The sequence below is a fragment of the Microbulbifer aggregans genome, assembly GCF_001750105.1.
Classification (GTDB): Bacteria; Pseudomonadota; Gammaproteobacteria; order Pseudomonadales; family Cellvibrionaceae; genus Microbulbifer; species Microbulbifer aggregans.
On the sequence record NZ_CP014143.1, the window covers coordinates 2,936,519 to 2,953,506 of the forward strand.

Consider the following 16,988-nt stretch of genomic DNA (forward strand, 5'->3'; position numbering starts at 1 on the left):
GCGGCGGGTGAACTCCACCTGAATGCGCGGACGCTGCAATCAGGCTGGTGGCGGCGCCAACACCTCGCGGTTGCCATTGTGTCCGGCCGGCGAGACAACACCTGCAGCTTCCATGGCATCGATAATTCTTGCAGCGCGGTTATAGCCAATCCGCAACTGTCGCTGCACCGAGGAGATGGAGGCCTTGCGAGACTTGGTGACGAACGCCACCGCCTCGTCATAGAGCGCATCCGATTCTGGATCGTCGCCCTCTCCACTTTCGGTTTGCATACCCGGCACAGGGATAGAGTTGTTACTCTCATCGACGATGCCATCGATATAGTCAGGCTCTCCACGCCGACACCAGTCGGCCACGACTTTGTGCACTTCATGATCATCAACAAAGGCGCCGTGGACACGCACAGGCACTCCGCTTCCGGGCGGCAAGTACAGCATGTCGCCATGGCCGAGCAGCTGTTCCGCCCCGCCCTGGTCGAGGATGGTGCGGGAATCCACTTTAGAGGAAACCTGGAAGGCGATTCGGGTCGGCACGTTGGCTTTGATCAGGCCGGTAATGACATCCACGGATGGCCGCTGCGTGGCGAGCAGCAGGTGAATACCAGCAGCTCGCGCCTTCTGTGCAATACGTGCGATCAGCTGCTCTACTTTCTTACCGACAATCATCATCATGTCGGCGAATTCATCGATGACCACCACGATGGCCGGGAGCGGTTTGAGCTCAGGTCGGGTCTGCTCTGCCTCCGGGACACTAGACATCGGGTCCGGCTGCCAGGTGGGGTCGGTCAGAGGTTCGCCGGCCTCAGCAGCCTCCCGGACCTTGCGATTGAAGCCCGCCAGGTTGCGGACTCCCATGGCAGCCATGAGCTTATAGCGACGCTCCATTTCACCCACGCACCAGCGCAGGCCATTGGCAGCATCGTTCATGTCGGTGATGACCGGGGTTAGCAGGTGTGGAATGCCCTCGTAAACCGACAGCTCCAGCATCTTCGGGTCTACCAGAATCAGGCGGACCTCTTCCGGTGTCGACTTGTACAGCAGGCTCAATAGCATCACGTTAATGCCCACGGATTTACCTGAGCCCGTCGTTCCCGCCACCAGCAAGTGGGGCATCTTGGCGAGGTCGGCCACCACTGGCTGACCGGAAATGTCGTGACCGAGGGCCAATGTCAGTCGCGATTTGCTGTTTTCGTAGACATCCGCTGAGAGCACCTCGGTCAGGCGCACCATCTGCCGATTCTCGTTGGGGATCTCGATACCGACGACGGACTTGCCGGGGATAACTTCCACCACGCGAACACTGATAACCGCCAGGGAGCGGGCCAGATCCTTGGCCAGGTTACTGATTTTGCTTACCTTGACCCCGGGTGCCGGTTGAATCTCGAAACGGGTCACGACAGGGCCGGGCAATACAGACACTACCTCGGCTACGACGCCGAAGTCTTTGAGCTTCAGCTCAAGCAGCCGCGACAGGGCCTCCAGGGATTCCCGGGAAAAGCCCGCTTTCTTGTTCTGGTCGGCCGCATCCAGCAACTCCAGTGGAGGCAGCTTGCCGGTCACAGGACCGCTGGAGAAAAGCTCGCCCTGCTTTTCCTTCGCCGCACGGGGGCTTGGCTTCGGCGCGGGCGCCACGGGTTCGATCTTGGGTGGGATGCGCTTGGCTGTCCTCTGCTTTTCCTCCAGCACTGCCGCCTTGCGCACGACAACCGCCTCTCGCGCTACACGCTCTTCGGCCCGTTGCTGACGGGCGCGCTGTATCCTGTTGCCAAGCCAGCCGAGGAAACCGAGCAGGTTTTGCCCGATAGCATCTGCCAGACGCAGCCAGGACAGCCCCGTGAATACGGTAATCCCAATGGCAAACAGTGCCAGCAAGAGAATGGTGGCCCCAACGTAGCCGAGGCTCGCCTCCCCTGCCGTCGCCAGGGCTGCTCCGACGATGCCGCCATTGGAGAAAGGCAGCGGCTGCTCCATCTCGGCGAAGCAAAGCGTCGCAAGGCCGGCACCGGTTACCAGTAAAACGATCAGCCCGGCCACCCGGAGCGTAAAGAGAGGGCCGTGGAAACGGGCATTGCGGTCGCGCAGGATACCAACCGCCCGCCAGCCGATCAGGATCGGGAAGAGATAGGCCATCCAGCCGAGCAGCGACAGACACACGTCTGCCAGCCAGGCCCCGGTCGGGCCGATGGCATTGTGAATCTCCCCACCGACACCGGTGTGGGACCAACCCGGGTCCTGGGGGGCGTAGCTGAGAAGGCTGATCGCCACAAGCAGCGCGCCCGCGAGCAGGGAGATCAGGGCTCCCTCCCGGAGAAATCTGGCAATCAGGGATTCGGGTTCACCGGCGGCTTCCCGGCTACTCTGTGCGCTCGCGCTGTCGGCCTTCAATGGCTTACCTCAATTTCTTCGCGCCCCGCTGCTGCCTGCGAGGCTGCCCCAGTTACTTCTTTTTGTTACTCAGCCGCTCACTTCCCGCGGCTCTAGGCGACTGTGTACTACAGCGCTGTGCGAAATGCTACCGCGCAACGACTCCAGAATCAGTGTCAGGTAACAAAACCTTGTTGTAAATCAGAATGTTAGGGCATTTTTCTAATACAAACTGTGAGTTTTGTTGAGCTTTGTCGAAATGCGCGCCGCGTGCAATTTTTGCTCAACCAGTGAGGTCCGATTAGTGAAATCATTGCCCTTAATTGGGGATATAGAGCCAAACTATTTCGCCGCCCCCCTTCAATCCCCTATGATACGCGCTGATCTAATAGGCCCCGTCACGGCATGATGCCCCGGGACCCGGTGCGCGGATAGCGCGTACACTGTGTTCATCAGTTTGTTGAAGAGTCTTTCATGAGCAATAACCATCACCGCCTGATTATCCTGGGTTCTGGCCCAGCCGGATACACTGCCGCCATTTACGCCGCTCGCGCCAACCTGCAACCGGTTGTGATCACCGGCATGCAACAGGGCGGACAGCTGACTACCACTACCGAGGTTGAAAACTGGCCAGGCGGCGTAGCGGAGCTGCAGGGCCCGGACCTGATGGTGCAGATGCAGCAGCATGCTGAGCGCTTTGAAACGCAGATCATTTTCGATCACATCGATTCCGTCGACCTGAAGCAGCGTCCTTTCGTGCTGAAGGGCAATGAAACCTACACCTGCGACTCACTGATCATCGCCACCGGCGCATCAGCGCAGTATCTTGGCCTGCCTTCCGAAGAAGCTTTTCAGGGGCGTGGTGTCAGCGCCTGCGCAACCTGTGACGGTTTCTTCTATCGCGACCAGAAAGTGGCTGTTGTCGGCGGTGGCAACACCGCAGTGGAAGAGGCGCTGTACCTGTCCAACATTGCCAGCGAAGTTACCCTGATCCATCGCCGCGACGAACTCCGCGCAGAAAAGATCCTGCAGGACCGCCTGATGGACAAGGTGGAAAACGGCAACATCAACGTATGCTGGCACCAGACCCTGGACGAAGTCCTCGGCGATGATAACGGCGTAACGGGTGTGCGCCTGCGCAGCACTCAGGATGATTCCACCAAGGAGCTGGACGTATCCGGGGTGTTCATCGCCATCGGTCACAAGCCCAATACCGATATCTTCAAAGACCAGCTGGAGATGAACGGTGGCTACATCATTGTCCAGAGCGGATTGGATGGTAACGCGACCCAGACTTCTATCCCGGGTGTATTTGCGGCCGGTGATGTTTCAGATCACATCTATCGTCAGGCAGTTACCTCTGCGGGTACTGGCTGCATGGCGGCCCTGGATGCAGAGCGCTACCTCGACTCCCTGTCTGACTGATAAGTCCCGACCGTCAGTCGCCGCTGGAGTAGCGGCGGCGACTGCCTCCCGCCTATCCGCCCAGGCTCCTGCCCGCGAGGTGTATCTTGAGCGGTAACTCCGAGGGTAGATTGACGCTGCTGGACGAGCATCGCATCGACTTCCCCGACACGGCCAACGCCCTGCTGGATCCGAATGGTCTTCTCGCCATCGGCGGCCAGCTGAACCCCGACTGGCTTCTTGCGGCCTACGAACGGGGGATCTTCCCCTGGTTCTCGGAGGACCAGCCAATCCTCTGGTGGAGCCCCTCGCCTCGCTGCGTGGTTTTTCCGGGCCGTTATCGCATTGGTCGCAGCTTACGGAAGGTGCTGCGAAGAGGAGACTTTTCGGTGAGTTTCGACCGGGCATTCAAGGATGTCATCACCGCCTGCCGGGCCCCGCGCTCCTATGCGGATGAAACCTGGATCACCGATGACATGCTCGAAGCCTACCTGGCGCTACACCGCCGTGGCCATGCGCACTCGGTCGAAGTGTGGCAGCGGGATCAGCTGGTTGGAGGGCTCTACGGCGTCGCCTTGGGCAGGATCTTTTTCGGCGAGTCCATGTTTCACAGGGTCACCGATGCCTCAAAAGTCGCTTTTGCTCACCTGGTTCGCCAATTAGACTTGTGGGGCTGCCCGATGATCGACTGCCAGGTGAGCAATCCCCACCTGACCAGTCTCGGTGCAGTGGAGGTGCCCAGAGAGACCTTCGAGCGCGAACTTCGCTCGGGAATCGCCATGACACCCTTTCCGCAGCCATGGAGCCTGACGTGGACCTATGAGTAAGTACTCCCAGCTGGACTCTGTCCGCCTGCTGGCCACTCTGCCCCACCCCTGTGGTTACCTTCCGGATCAGGAGGCGACCACGGTATTCGTGGATCCGCAGACGCCCATCGACCAGCGCCTGTACAGTCGCCTTTCGGAGTTGGGCTTCCGGCGCAGTGGCGCCTACCTTTATCGTCCGCAGTGCGCGAATTGCAGGGCTTGCATCCCGGCGAGGGTCCCGGTGGGCCTGTTCGTGCCCAACCGCAGCCAGCGGCGCTGCTGGAAGCAGAACCGGGATCTGGATATTTTTCACGTAGAGAACATCGATACCGATGAGCACTACGAACTCTATGCGCGATACATCGAGCGCCGCCACCAGGATGGTGAGATGTATCCGCCCAGTCGCGACCAGTTTCGCAATTTCCTCACGCCGGCCTGGGGCGCCACCCGCTATATCGAGTTCCGGGCCAGGGGTCGACTGGTGGCCACCGCTGTATCTGACGTGCTCACGGCGGGAATCTCTGCGATCTATACTTTCTTCGATCCCGACGAGACCCGCCGAAGCCTCGGCAGCTACTGCATTCTCTACCAGATTGAGTGGGCAAGAAGGCTGGGACTTCCAAGCCTGTACCTCGGGTACTGGATCGAGGAGTGCCAGAAGATGGCCTACAAGCGCCAGTTCCAGCCCACCGAGTTGCTGCGGGACAACCGCTGGTCCCTGCGTTCACCCTAGGGGTTCTGGAGCCGGGCTTTGCTCTGCAGTAGCTTTTCGTGCAAAATGCACGCCCGTCGTACCGCGGCCGTGCCGGCGCGGAAGTATGAACTAAGCATTGGTAAAGGTTACTGCCGCATGGCAAAAGACGATTACATTGAAATGGAAGGCGAGGTTATCGACACCCTGCCGAACACCACTTTCCGCGTGAAGCTGGAAAACGGCCACGTGGTCATCGCCCATATCTCAGGCAAGATGCGCAAAAACTACATTCGTATCCTGACTGGCGACAAGGTAAAGGTAGAGCTGACTCCCTACGATCTGACCAAGGGACGTATCACCTACCGCGCCCGCTAATCGGCATCCGGTCACCCCGCTCCCCGGGGAAGACCGGAACGCAAAAAAGCCACCTTGAAGGTGGCTTTTTTCGTTCTGGCCCGAGGGGGTTTTGGCCCCGGGGCCGACGAGGATCAGGCGCTGGCGGTAACGGCCGTGCGAATCACCAGCTCGTCATTTTCCACCGACACCTCTACCCGGCCCCCCTCCTCTGCCAGTTCACCGAACAGTACCGCTTCTGCCAGGGGCTTACGCAGCCTGTCCCTGATCAGGCGGGCCATGGGGCGGGCACCCATCTTCTCATCGTATCCGTGTACGGCGAGCCATTCGCGGGCCTCGTCATCCACATCGAGGGTCACCCGGGCATCATCAAGCTGCGACTGCAGCTCCACCACGAATTTGTCGACCACCGTCTTGACCACATCAAGGTCCAGGGCGCCAAACTGGATGATGCTATCCAGGCGGTTACGGAACTCGGGTGTAAACATTTTCTTGATTTCCTCCATGCCATCGGAGGAGTGATCCTGGCTGGTGAAGCCGATGGAGCGCCGACTCATCAGCTCTGCGCCGGCGTTGGTGGTCATGATCAGAATCACGTTGCGGAAGTCCGCTTTGCGGCCGTTGTTGTCCGTCAGCGTGCCGTGATCCATGACCTGCAGCAGCAGGTTGAACACTTCCGGGTGTGCTTTTTCGATTTCGTCCAGGAGCACTACGCTGTGCGGGTGCTTGGTGACTGCGTCAGTCAGCAGGCCACCCTGGTCGAAGCCCACATAACCCGGAGGCGCACCGATCAGGCGCGAAACTGTGTGCCGCTCCATGTACTCCGACATATCGAAGCGGATCAGCTCGATTCCCATGACTTTCGCCAGCTGACGACAGAGTTCTGTCTTACCGACACCCGTGGGGCCGGCAAACAGGAATGAACCGATGGGTTTCTCCTCTGACCCAAGTCCGGCCCGGCTCAATTTGATCGCCGTGCTGAGGGCGCCGATGGCGTTATCCTGACCGAACACCACCATGCGGAGGTTATCTTCAAGTTTTGCCAGCTGCTCCTTGTCGGAGGCTGAAACGCTCTTGGCCGGGATGCGGGCCATTTTGGCGATCACGGTTTCAATTTCGTGCACACCAATCAGATCATTTCGATCCTCTGGGGCGAGCAGAGCCTGGTAGGCACCCGCCTCATCAATCACATCGATGGCCTTATCGGGCAGGAATCGCTCAGTAATGTGGCGACTGGATAGCTGTGCAGCCGCCTCCAGCGCCGCATCCGTATAGCGCACCTTGTGGTGATCTTCGAAGCAGGCCTTCAGGCCCTGCAGGATCTGCACGGTTTCTTCGATGCTTGGCTCATTGACATCGATTTTCTGGAAGCGCCGCGACAGGGCCCGGTCTTTCTCGAAGATGCCGCGATACTCGGTAAATGTCGTCGACCCGATACAGCGCAGTTGTCCGCTGGAAAGCAGGGGCTTGAGCAGGTTTGAGGCGTCCATGACGCCACCGGAAGCGGCACCGGCACCAATGATGGTGTGGATTTCATCGATGAAAAGAACGGCGTGCTCGCGCTTCTTCAGCTCTGCGAGTAATGCCTTGAAGCGCTTCTCAAAATCACCGCGGTACTTGGTTCCTGCGAGAAGGGAGCCAAGGTCAAGGGAGTAAATGGTGCTCTGCCGCAGGGGCTCTGGCACATCCTCATCGACGATGCGGCGCGCCAGGCCCTCGGCAATGGCTGTTTTGCCGACGCCGGACTCCCCCACAAGCAGCGGGTTGTTCTTGCGGCGGCGGGCCAGTACCTGGGTAACCCGCTCTACCTCCGGGGCGCGTCCGACAAGGGGGTCGATCCTGCCAAGGATCGCCTCCTGATTGAGGTTGGTAGCGTAACTTTCCAGCGGGTCAGAACCTCCCGGTTCTGCCCCGGGGCCGATCTCTTCTTCCGTCTGCTCGGGCGATGGCTCGGGATTGTGGTGATTGTTTCCACTGGATCCCACGCGGGAAATCCCGTGGGTGATGTAATTCACTACATCGATACGGGCCACACTCTGCTGTTTCAGATAGTAAACAGCCTGGCTTTCCTGCTCACAGAAAATAGCCACCAGTACATTTGCACCGGTCACTTCTTTCTTGCCCGAGGATTGCACATGAAATACGGCACGCTGCAGGACGCGCTGGAAGCCCAGAGTTGGCTGTGTCTCGCGCTCTGTATCGGCCTCAGGTATCAGGGGTGTGGTGGAGTCGACAAACTCGAGGAGTTCCCGGCGTAGTGCGCTGAGGTCTGCGCCACAAGCGTGCAATACATCTGCGGCAGATTCATTATCCAAGAGTGCCAGCAGCAGGTGCTCCACGGTCATGAACTCATGGCGCTTTGCACGAGCGCCCTTGAACGCCAGATTGAGCGTTACCTCTAAATCCTTGCTGAGCATCTGAACCTCAAACCGTATTCGCCAAAATCACCCGTCAGTTCCACTTGGGCGCGCGCCGGATGACGGCGTCTTGCGTGTGCCTGAATCCTTTCAGGCGACGGGACCCTGGAGTCAATCGTCCTCACTGTCGTCCGCTTCGATTTCACACAGCAAGGGGTGCTGGTGCTCTCTGGCGAATTGATTGACCTGCGCGGCCTTTGTTTCCGCTATATCTCGAGTATAGACACCACAGATGGCTTTTCCCTGTGTATGCACCTGCAACATTAGCTGAGTGGCGCGCTCTCGCGTCACACTGAAGAAGGTCTCGAGAGCCTCCACGACAAAATCCATTGGCGTGTAGTCGTCATTAAGCATGACGACCTTATACATGGGGGGCGGCTTCAGTTTTGGAGCCGCCTCCTCGAGGGCCAGGTCGCCGTCCATCTCATACGAGTAGGAGTCCTCATCGGATCCGTCGGAGTGTAGTTTAATGGCCAGAGATATACCCATAGTGAAACTCAATCGAGAATTGCCGGAAGTGCTGTGCAATGCTCGCAGCGGACCGATCCCCACCTCCTAAAGGGGGGCAGCTGTGCTGCGGGCGCCCATTGTAACCTCATTTGCCCTGCTGCACAGGGTCGCGGCGCGCAGCTTGACATTCCCGCAGCACTTGGCTACAAGAGGGTTGTACGCATCTATTGGGGTGCCTCGCGGGCAGGAAAGCAGTCGAGGGGCCTGAACCGATAACTATAAAAGCAGACTCTGTAAGGCGGCCTGCAGTCGCCCCGGCAATTAGAGGGAATTCGCCATGCCTACCGGTACCGTCAAGTGGTTCAATAACGCCAAGGGATATGGGTTCATCCTGGCCGATGAGGGGGGAGAGGATCTTTTTGCCCATTACTCGGCTATCCAGATGGAAGGTTACCGTACGCTGAAGGCTGGCCAGCAGGTCTCCTTCGACATCATCAAAGGCGACAAGGGCTACCACGCAGCCAATATCAGTGTCGGCACGTCCGAAACTGCTGATGCCGGCGCTTCCGATGCCGAGCAGGCGGAATCGCGGCGGGTGCGCGAAGCCGAGGCCCTGGACTGACGCCGACACCATACCCTGATCGGGCGCCACTGCCCCGCTCACCCGGCCCTCTTCTAGCCGCTCGGCCCAGGGCACAGCTGCCTGCAGGCGAGTTGTGCCTGGAGAATGGAGGCCAATACCAATCTGGTTGTTAATGCGCTGTAGCAAGCTCAGCCAGGCGCCAGACATAAAAAAAGGCCCCGCAATTGCGGGGCCTTTTTTGTTGCTTCGGAGGGGGCAACCCCTCCGCTGCTGGTCGTCAGGCCATGTGCTTGATGACTTCGTCACCGAACTCAGAGCAGGATTTCAGGTCTGCACCATCCATCAGGCGCTCGAAGTCGTAGGTTACGGTCTTGGCTTCAATAGCACCTTCCATACCCTTGACCACCAGGTCTGCAGCCTCGTTCCAGCCCAGGTGGCGCAGCATCATCTCGGCGGACAGGATCAGGGAGCCCGGGTTTACCTTGTCCTGACCAGCGTACTTCGGTGCAGTACCGTGAGTCGCCTCGAACAGCGCAACCTCGTCAGACAGGTTTGCACCCGGAGCAATACCGATACCACCGACCTGGGCCGCCAGGGCGTCAGACAGGTAGTCGCCGTTCAGGTTCAGGGTGGCGATCACGTCGTATTCCGCCGGACGCAGCAGGATCTGCTGCAGCATGGCGTCGGCAATTACGTCTTTCACAACGATTTCTTTGCCAGTTTTCGGGTTCTTGAAGCTGCACCAGGGGCCGCCATCAATCGGCTGGGCGCCAAACTCTTCGCGAGCCAGCTCATAACCCCAGTCGGCGAATGCGCCTTCGGTGAACTTCATGATGTTGCCCTTGTGCACCAGGGTCAGCGAGTCGCGGTCCTGATCGATGGTGTACTGCAGAGCCTTGCGCACCAGGCGCTTGGTGCCCTCTTCGGAAACCGGCTTTACACCGATACCGCAGTTCTCCGGGAAGCGGATTTTCTTAACGCCCATCTCGTCCTGCAGGAACTTGATGACTTTGGTCGCTTCTTCGGTGCCAGCCTTCCATTCGATACCGGCATAGATGTCTTCGGAGTTCTCGCGGAAGATCACCATGTCTACCTTGTTCGGCTCCTTGACCGGAGAAGGAACACCGGTGAACCAGCGAACCGGACGCTGGCAGACATACAGGTCCAGCTCCTGGCGCAGGGCTACGTTCAGGGAACGGAAGCCGCCGCCAACCGGAGTCGTCAGCGGGCCCTTGATGCCCACGGAGTACTCTTTCAGCGCTTCGAGAGTTTCAGCGGGGAACCAGTCGCCAGCATAGGTTTCTGCAGCTTTTTCACCGCAGTAAACTTCCATCCAGGAGATGGCTTTCTCGCCACCGAACGCTTTCTCTACTGCAGCGTCGATCACCTTGCGCATTACCGGGGTGATATCCACGCCGATACCGTCACCTTCAATGAACGGAACGATGGGACGATTCGGAACGGTCAGCGAACCGTCGGAATTGACTGTGACTTTCTGGCCGTCTGCCGGCACCTGGATATGACCCATATTGCTTAAACTCCCAAAACTCTGTGACTTTTTAGGTCGGGTGTTGCTTACCCTTTTCCCCTGACCCTACGGGGGCGGGATGGAAAAAACGGCGGGATTATAACAGCATCCACCCGTTTTTGTAGTTGAATTACAATGCCTTAGCACCGGACGCCGCGTTAAATGCCGCCCGACACAAGCAATTTATGACGATTGATGTCACAACTTGGAGCAGTATTTGAGCAAGCTCATCCTCCTCAACAAGCCCTATGGCGTGTTAAGTCAATTTACGGACAACAATGGGAGGCCTACCCTCGCGGACCTCGTCGACGTCCCCGGGGTTTATCCAGCGGGGAGGCTCGACTTTGACTCGGAGGGCCTGCTCCTTCTCACGGATGACGGGCGCCTCCAGCACCAGATTAGCCATCCCCACAAAAAGCTGCCGAAAAGCTACTGGGTGCAAGTGGAGGGGCGGGTCACGGAAGAGGCGCTTGGCAAGCTGCGTCAGGGTGTGGTGCTCAAGGATGGCCTGACCGCGCCAGCCAAGGCGAGCAGGCTTCCATCTCCGTCCGTCTGGCCACGCACGCCACCCGTTCGCGAGCGAAAGAATATCCCCACTTCCTGGCTTCAGCTAACCATCACGGAAGGCCGCAACCGGCAGGTGCGCCGCATGTCTGCAGCTGTGGGGTTCCCTACCCTGCGGCTGATACGGGTGGCCATTGGCAGCTGGCGCCTGGGGGAACTGAGACCGGGTGAATTCTCAGTCACCGAGGTTCATGCAGCCCCAGAGGCTGGCAGGAGGAGCAACGTGCGGCGACGAACTCGCCACCGCTAACTAGGCTGAAAACTGGAATTTACGCCCCATCATGGCTGGATAGTTGGTACCGGACGGAATTCGCAGGTAAAATTGCGCCCCATTTTTATAGTTGTACCGACCCCGATTGACTCTCTTTATGTCAGCGACCAATACCTCCACCCCGAAAAAACGCGTCATCGTCGGCATGTCCGGCGGTGTGGATTCCTCCGTAGCGGCCCTGTTGCTGATCCAGCAGGGTTATGAGGTGGAGGGGCTGTTCATGAAGAACTGGGACGAGGACGACGGCACTGAATATTGCACCGCCAAGGCCGACCTGGCGGATGCCGAAGCGGTCTGCAAGCGCCTCGGGATCAAGCTGCACACGGCAAATTTTGCCGCGGAATACTGGGATCATGTCTTCGAGTATTTTCTGGCGGAGTACAAGGCCGGCCGTACACCCAACCCCGATATCCTCTGCAACCGGGAGATCAAGTTCAAGGTTTTCCTCGAGTATGCAGAAATGCTCGGTGCTGACCTGATCGCCACGGGCCATTATGCGCGCCGCAAGGACATCGACGGGCGAACGTACCTGCTGAAGGGCCTCGACAACAACAAGGACCAGAGCTATTTCCTGCATGCCGTGGGCGAAGCGGAGTTTGCCCGGTCCCTCTTCCCTCTCGGCGAGCTTGAAAAGCCGGAAGTGCGCCGTATCGCGGAGGAAAACGGGTTCATCACCCACGACAAGAAAGACAGCACCGGTATCTGCTTTATCGGTGAACGCCGTTTTAAGGATTTCCTTGAACAGTATCTGCCGGCTCAGCCCGGTGAAATCGAGACCCCGGAAGGGAAAAGCATGGGTCGTCATGCCGGACTGATGTACCACACCATCGGGCAACGCCAGGGTCTCGGTATCGGCGGCGTGAAAGGTGCGGGCGACGCGCCCTGGTATGTGGTTGGCAAGGACCTGGATCGTAATGTGCTCATCGTGGCTCAGGGCGCTCACCATCCCCTGCTCTACGCGACGGGCCTCGAGGCGAGCCAGACCCACTGGATCAATGGCGCTGCCCCGGCACCGCAGTTCCGGGCACGGGCAAAGACCCGCTACCGCCAGCCGGATCAGGACTGCCAGGTGAAGGTGGAAACCAACGGCAGCCTGACCGTCCACTTTGATCAACCACAGCGCGCCATCACCCCCGGCCAGTCACTGGTGCTTTACGATGGTGAAATTTGTCTCGGTGGTGCCGTGATTGAGCGCGCCACCGGTATCGGTGTCGATGTGAATCGCTAGAAAGCAATACGTGATATTGCTGAAAAGTTAAGGAGTGAACTTGAGCAAGTGGCGGGAACAGGCGCTGGCGCTGGCGGCCGTATTCCAGTCGGCGGTGATGGTGGAACGTCTGGCAAAGACCGGAACGGCCCCTCAGGAAGAGCTTGAAACAGCTGTGTTCAGCTTATTCCAGCTGAGCCCGGAGCGGACCGAAGACGTCTTCGGCGGGGCGGAAAAGGTCCTGCCCGGCCTGAAAGTCGCCAGGCAGTTACTCAAGACCCGCCGCCACCCGGAGTACACGGATTGCCTGCGTTACGTGCTGTCGCTGTTGTACCTGCAGCGGCAGCTCAGTAAAAAAAGCGACCTGCTGTCGATCATCGGCTCAAGACTGGAGAAGGCCAAGGTACAGGCGGAGCACTTTTCTCTTACCCACGAGAATGTGTTCTCCAACCTCGCTACCATTTACAGCGACACTCTCAGTACCTTCCGTTTTCGAATCCAGGTGCTCGGCGACTTCAACTATCTGCAGCAGCAGCGGATAGCCAACCAGATCCGCACCATGCTCTTTGCCGGCGTCCGCGCCGCTACGCTCTGGCGCCAGCTCGGGGGCAGTCGCATGCACCTGATCTTCCAGCGCAGGAAATTGCTCGCCGCGACTGAAGAACTCATCGCGCAACTAGAATCACCCAATACCTGATTTTCGGAGAACATCCATGACAGTCGAGTTATCCGCCCTGACCGCGGTTTCACCCATTGATGGCCGTTACGAGAGCAAGACCGCTCCGCTGCGCGAGGTTTTCAGCGAATACGGCCTGATCCGCGCTCGCGTCGAGGTGGAAGTGCGCTGGCTGCAAAAGCTCTCCAAGCATCCGGAAATTTCCGAAGTGCCGGCTTTTGATGGCGAAGCCAGTCAGCTCCTGGACGATATTGTGGCCAAGTTTTCCGTGGAGGACGCGGCGCGCATCAAGGAGATCGAGCGCACCACCAACCACGATGTGAAAGCTGTGGAGTACTTCCTCAAGGAGAAAGTCAGCGCAAATGCCCAGCTGGCAGCAGTGAACGAATTCATCCATTTTGCCTGCACCTCGGAGGACATCAACAATCTGTCCCATGCCCTGATGCTCCGTGCCGGTCGCGACCAGGTGCTACTGCCGGCAATGAACCAGATTATCAGTGAGATCGCTGACCTCGCGAAGAAGTTTGCCGAGATTCCGATGCTGTCCCGCACCCACGGCCAGACAGCCAGCCCCACCACCGTCGGTAAAGAATTTGCCAACGTGGTCGCTCGCCTGCGCCGCCAGATCAAGCAGATTCACGATGTCGAGCTGCTTGGCAAGATCAATGGTGCGGTCGGCAACTACAACGCACACCTTTCCGCGTATCCCGAGGTCGATTGGGCCACCAATGCCGAGGAGTTCGTCACCTCCCTTGGCCTGACCTGGAATCCCTACACCACACAGATCGAACCGCACGATTACATCGCCGAACTGTTCGATGCCATCGCCCGTTTCAATACCATCCTGATCGATTTTGACCGGGATATCTGGGGTTACATCTCACTGGGATACTTCAAGCAGAAGGTCGTTGCCGGCGAAGTCGGCTCGTCCACCATGCCGCACAAGGTCAATCCCATCGATTTTGAAAACTCCGAGGGTAATCTGGGCCTGGCAAACGCGGTGTTCCAGCACCTGGCGTCAAAACTGCCGGTCTCCCGCTGGCAGCGCGACCTCACTGACTCCACTGTCTTGCGCAATATGGGTGTCGGCGCCGGTTACGCGGTCATCGCCTATGCCGCGACCCTCAAAGGTCTCGGCAAGCTGGAGATCAATCTCGACCGTCTCGCAGAAGATCTGGACAACGCATGGGAGGTCCTCGCCGAGCCGATCCAGACCGTGATGCGTCGTTACAACATTGAAGAGCCTTACGAAAAGCTGAAGGCACTGACCCGGGGCCAGGGTATCACCCAGGAGACTTTGAAAACGTTCATCGACGGACTGGAAATTCCCGACGATGCCAAGAAGGACCTTTACGCGCTGACCCCAGCCTCCTATATCGGCAATGCCGTTGAACAGGCAAAGCGCATCTAATGTCTCCGGGCGGCGCCATCACTGGCGCCGCCAATTCCCGCCCTTTCCTACCGATGTCGTTAGTGCTTTACTGCAGGCATCGTTGGTTCCCGTCGATTTCCAGATGCCCCGAGCGGCATGACGGCGACTCGTATCAATCCAGGCATATTGGCAGTCACAGCAACCATGGATACAGCACTCACCCATCTGGGAGAAATGCCGGTCGAGGTCTTCCTGAAAGACTACTGGCAGAAGAAACCCCTGCTCATTCGCAACGCTTTCCCTGGCTTTGTATCCCCACTCTCCGGAGAGGAGCTGGCGGGTATGGCGCTGGAGGAAGCCATAGAGTCCCGGCTTGTACTGGAGCATGGTGAAGATGGGCCCTGGGAGCTACGCCAGGGGCCTTTTACGGAGGAGGATTTCCTCGCCCTGCCACGATCTCACTGGACCTTGCTGGTACAGGCGGTCGATCAATGGGTGTCGGAGATCGCGGATCTCAAACGCCGCTTCCGCTTTCTTCCGGAGTGGCGACTCGATGATGTGATGATCAGCTACGCAGCGGACGGCGGAAGCGTCGGCCCCCATTTCGATTACTACGACGTCTTCCTGCTGCAGGCCGAAGGCAAAAGACTCTGGCACCAGGGGCCGAAAGCTACCGATTCCAGTCCCAGGCTCGAAGGCACCCCACTGAACATCCTCAAGGAGTTCGAGCCCGAGAACAGCTGGCTCCTTGAGCCCGGCGATATGCTCTACCTGCCGCCACAGTACAGCCACTGGGGTATCGCCGAAGGCCCCTGCACAACGATCTCCGTCGGTTTCCGCGCACCTTCGGCAAAGCATATTCTTGAGGATCTCGCTGCAGAGGTAGCCCTGCATCTCCCCGATCACTTGCGCTATACCGACGCAGGGCTGGAAAGAGCAGACAACCCCGCTGAGATCGATCCCGCCGCGGTGCGGCGCCTGCAAGAGCAGCTGCGAACCTTGCTGGAACAACCGCTGCAGATCGCACAGTGGTTTGGTGCGGTGATGACGGAAGCAAAGTATCCGGACATTGTGGCAATGGATGCGGGTGATGCGGCAGACTGGCGGGAGCAGTTGCTGCAAGGGGCTACGCTGATGCTCAACCCAGCCTCCCGTTGCGCCTTTTCGCGGGAACCCGGTACCCTTTTTGTTGATGGCGAGGCCCTGCCGGTTGATGAAGGTTTCGCCGTGCAGTTCTGTGCGGCACGAACGATCAGCGCCCAGGATCTGGACGATTACCCGGAGATTGCCCGCGAAAGTGGTTTGATCGACACGCTGGTGGCCCAGGGAACCCTGATTTACCCCCCGGAGGATTTCTGAGATGGCGGAGTTCGAAATTGCGGTGGCGGACTGGGATCGGGACCTGGATGCCATTCGCATGGTTCGAGAGACCGTATTTATCCGCGAGCAGAAGGTCGACCCCGCGATCGAGTGGGATGATCAGGAGACGAGTGCAGCTCACTTTCTCGTGCGGCTCGAAGGTGAGCCGGTCGCCACTGGCCGTCTTACCAGCAAAGGAAAAATAGGCCGCATGGCTGTGCTACCCGCCTTTCGGGGTAGGGGTCTCGGGCTGCGCCTGCTGGAAGCAATTTGCAACTATGCGCGAAGCCGGGGGCTGCACCATGTGTTCCTCCACGCCCAGTGTCATGCACAGGACTTCTACGCCAAATCCGGTTTTCAGCCCGTCGGCGGAGAGTTCGAGGAAGCAGACATTCCTCATATCAAAATGGAGCGAAGCTTTGATTGAGAGCGGGCACGAGACTGGTTTTACCACAGCGGAAGATCCAGAGCGCATTGCGCTACAGGATGCCGAGGCGTTCGCACTGGCACTGATCGATCTATGCCGGAATTCCCGGCGCGAAGTCTGCCTGTTCTCGAATCATCTGGAGAGGGAGCTCTATCACCGGGAAGATGTTGTAGAGGCACTGTCCGCATTCGCCCGACGTAGCCCCTATGCCCGTGTGCGCATTCTCATCCGCGACAGCGACCCCATGTTGCAGCGCCATCACAGGCTGTTGGCACTGCTACAACGCCTGCCTTCGCGGATTGAGCTGAAGAAACTCCAGCCAACGGTGGATACGCCAGACACCGAGTTTGTTGTCGGCGATGATGCGAGATCCCTGTTGCGGGAAGATCGGGAGCAATGGCTTGGCGTTTACTGTCCTGCTGATCGGGTGCGCTGCCAGCGATTGCGGGAAGCATTCGAGCAAGACTGGCCCCTCGCAGTGCGAGACGCCAGCCTGCGTCAACTGGTTGTCTGAG

16 protein-coding genes are annotated in these 16,988 nt (G+C 58.8%); 12 read left to right on the forward strand and 4 right to left on the reverse strand.

Translation table 11 applies throughout. The annotated features are described in order from the left end of the window. Positions 1 to 39: 39 nt before the first annotated feature. Complete coding sequence (locus AUP74_RS12800) at positions 40 to 2,382, reverse strand: DNA translocase FtsK (protein WP_069947914.1); 2,343 nt, start codon at positions 2,380 to 2,382, stop codon at positions 40 to 42. 453 nt (positions 2,383 to 2,835) lie between these two features. Between AUP74_RS12800 and trxB the strand changes: the two genes are divergently transcribed. From trxB to infA, 4 genes are all read left to right on the forward strand, one after another. After that, positions 2,836 to 3,786, forward strand: a complete 951-nt coding sequence (trxB, locus tag AUP74_RS12805; RefSeq protein ID WP_069947915.1) for a thioredoxin-disulfide reductase — start codon at positions 2,836 to 2,838, stop codon at positions 3,784 to 3,786. Between the two features lie 86 nt (positions 3,787 to 3,872). After that, positions 3,873 to 4,592: a leucyl/phenylalanyl-tRNA--protein transferase gene (gene aat / locus AUP74_RS12810; protein WP_069947916.1), complete on the forward strand. Its 720-nt coding sequence runs from the start codon at positions 3,873 to 3,875 to the stop codon at positions 4,590 to 4,592. Further along, positions 4,585 to 5,304, forward strand: coding sequence for an arginyltransferase (locus tag AUP74_RS12815; protein ID WP_069947917.1), 720 nt, complete (start codon positions 4,585 to 4,587; stop codon positions 5,302 to 5,304). The genes aat and AUP74_RS12815 overlap by 8 nt, the downstream gene beginning before the upstream one ends. Positions 5,305 to 5,421: 117 nt before the next feature. Further along, positions 5,422 to 5,640 carry a translation initiation factor IF-1 gene (gene infA / locus AUP74_RS12820; RefSeq protein ID WP_067081888.1) on the forward strand — a complete coding sequence of 73 codons (219 nt, stop codon included), beginning with the start codon at positions 5,422 to 5,424 and terminating at the stop codon, positions 5,638 to 5,640. A 113-nt stretch (positions 5,641 to 5,753) separates the two neighbouring features. On the opposite strand, the gene clpA is transcribed toward infA, so the two are convergent. After that, a complete protein-coding gene (gene clpA, locus AUP74_RS12825; RefSeq protein ID WP_069947918.1) occupies positions 5,754 to 8,036 on the reverse strand; it encodes an ATP-dependent Clp protease ATP-binding subunit ClpA in 2,283 nt (760 codons plus the stop codon). 111 nt (positions 8,037 to 8,147) lie between these two features. Further along, entirely contained in the window at positions 8,148 to 8,525 is a 378-nt protein-coding gene (gene clpS / locus AUP74_RS12830; protein ID WP_069947919.1) for an ATP-dependent Clp protease adapter ClpS, read from the reverse strand. A gap of 298 nt (positions 8,526 to 8,823) precedes the next feature. Here clpS and cspD point away from each other — a divergent pair, with 298 nt between their 5' ends. After that, the gene (gene cspD / locus AUP74_RS12835; protein ID WP_069947920.1) at positions 8,824 to 9,108 is read left to right on the forward strand and encodes a cold shock domain-containing protein CspD; all 285 of its coding nucleotides are present in this window, start codon (positions 8,824 to 8,826) and stop codon (positions 9,106 to 9,108) included. A gap of 238 nt (positions 9,109 to 9,346) precedes the next feature. On the opposite strand, the gene icd is transcribed toward cspD, so the two are convergent. Then, positions 9,347 to 10,597, reverse strand: a complete 1,251-nt coding sequence (gene icd / locus AUP74_RS12840) for an NADP-dependent isocitrate dehydrogenase (protein ID WP_069947921.1) — start codon at positions 10,595 to 10,597, stop codon at positions 9,347 to 9,349. Positions 10,598 to 10,814: 217 nt separating this feature from the next. Here icd and AUP74_RS12845 point away from each other — a divergent pair, with 217 nt between their 5' ends. From AUP74_RS12845 to AUP74_RS12875, 7 genes are all read left to right on the forward strand, one after another. Beyond that, on the forward strand, positions 10,815 to 11,411 hold the full coding sequence (locus tag AUP74_RS12845; protein WP_069948883.1) for an rRNA large subunit pseudouridine synthase E: 597 nt from the start codon (positions 10,815 to 10,817) through the stop codon (positions 11,409 to 11,411). Between the two features lie 118 nt (positions 11,412 to 11,529). After that, positions 11,530 to 12,660 (forward strand): tRNA 2-thiouridine(34) synthase MnmA, encoded by a 1,131-nt coding sequence (gene mnmA / locus AUP74_RS12850; RefSeq protein ID WP_069947922.1) that lies wholly within the window; start codon positions 11,530 to 11,532, stop codon positions 12,658 to 12,660. 40 nt (positions 12,661 to 12,700) lie between these two features. Next, the gene (gene hflD / locus AUP74_RS12855; RefSeq protein ID WP_083260975.1) at positions 12,701 to 13,336 is read left to right on the forward strand and encodes a high frequency lysogenization protein HflD; all 636 of its coding nucleotides are present in this window, start codon (positions 12,701 to 12,703) and stop codon (positions 13,334 to 13,336) included. A 16-nt stretch (positions 13,337 to 13,352) separates the two neighbouring features. Then, positions 13,353 to 14,726: an adenylosuccinate lyase gene (gene purB, locus AUP74_RS12860; RefSeq protein ID WP_069947923.1), complete on the forward strand. Its 1,374-nt coding sequence runs from the start codon at positions 13,353 to 13,355 to the stop codon at positions 14,724 to 14,726. Positions 14,727 to 14,891: 165 nt separating this feature from the next. Beyond that, on the forward strand, positions 14,892 to 16,046 hold the full coding sequence (locus AUP74_RS12865; protein WP_069947924.1) for a cupin domain-containing protein: 1,155 nt from the start codon (positions 14,892 to 14,894) through the stop codon (positions 16,044 to 16,046). A gap of 1 nt (position 16,047) precedes the next feature. Continuing rightward, positions 16,048 to 16,473 carry a GNAT family N-acetyltransferase gene (locus AUP74_RS12870; RefSeq protein ID WP_069947925.1) on the forward strand — a complete coding sequence of 142 codons (426 nt, stop codon included), beginning with the start codon at positions 16,048 to 16,050 and terminating at the stop codon, positions 16,471 to 16,473. Next, complete coding sequence (locus tag AUP74_RS12875; RefSeq protein WP_069947926.1) at positions 16,466 to 16,987, forward strand: DUF7931 domain-containing protein; 522 nt, start codon at positions 16,466 to 16,468, stop codon at positions 16,985 to 16,987. The genes AUP74_RS12870 and AUP74_RS12875 overlap by 8 nt, the downstream gene beginning before the upstream one ends. The last annotated feature ends 1 nt before the right edge of the window (position 16,988 follow it).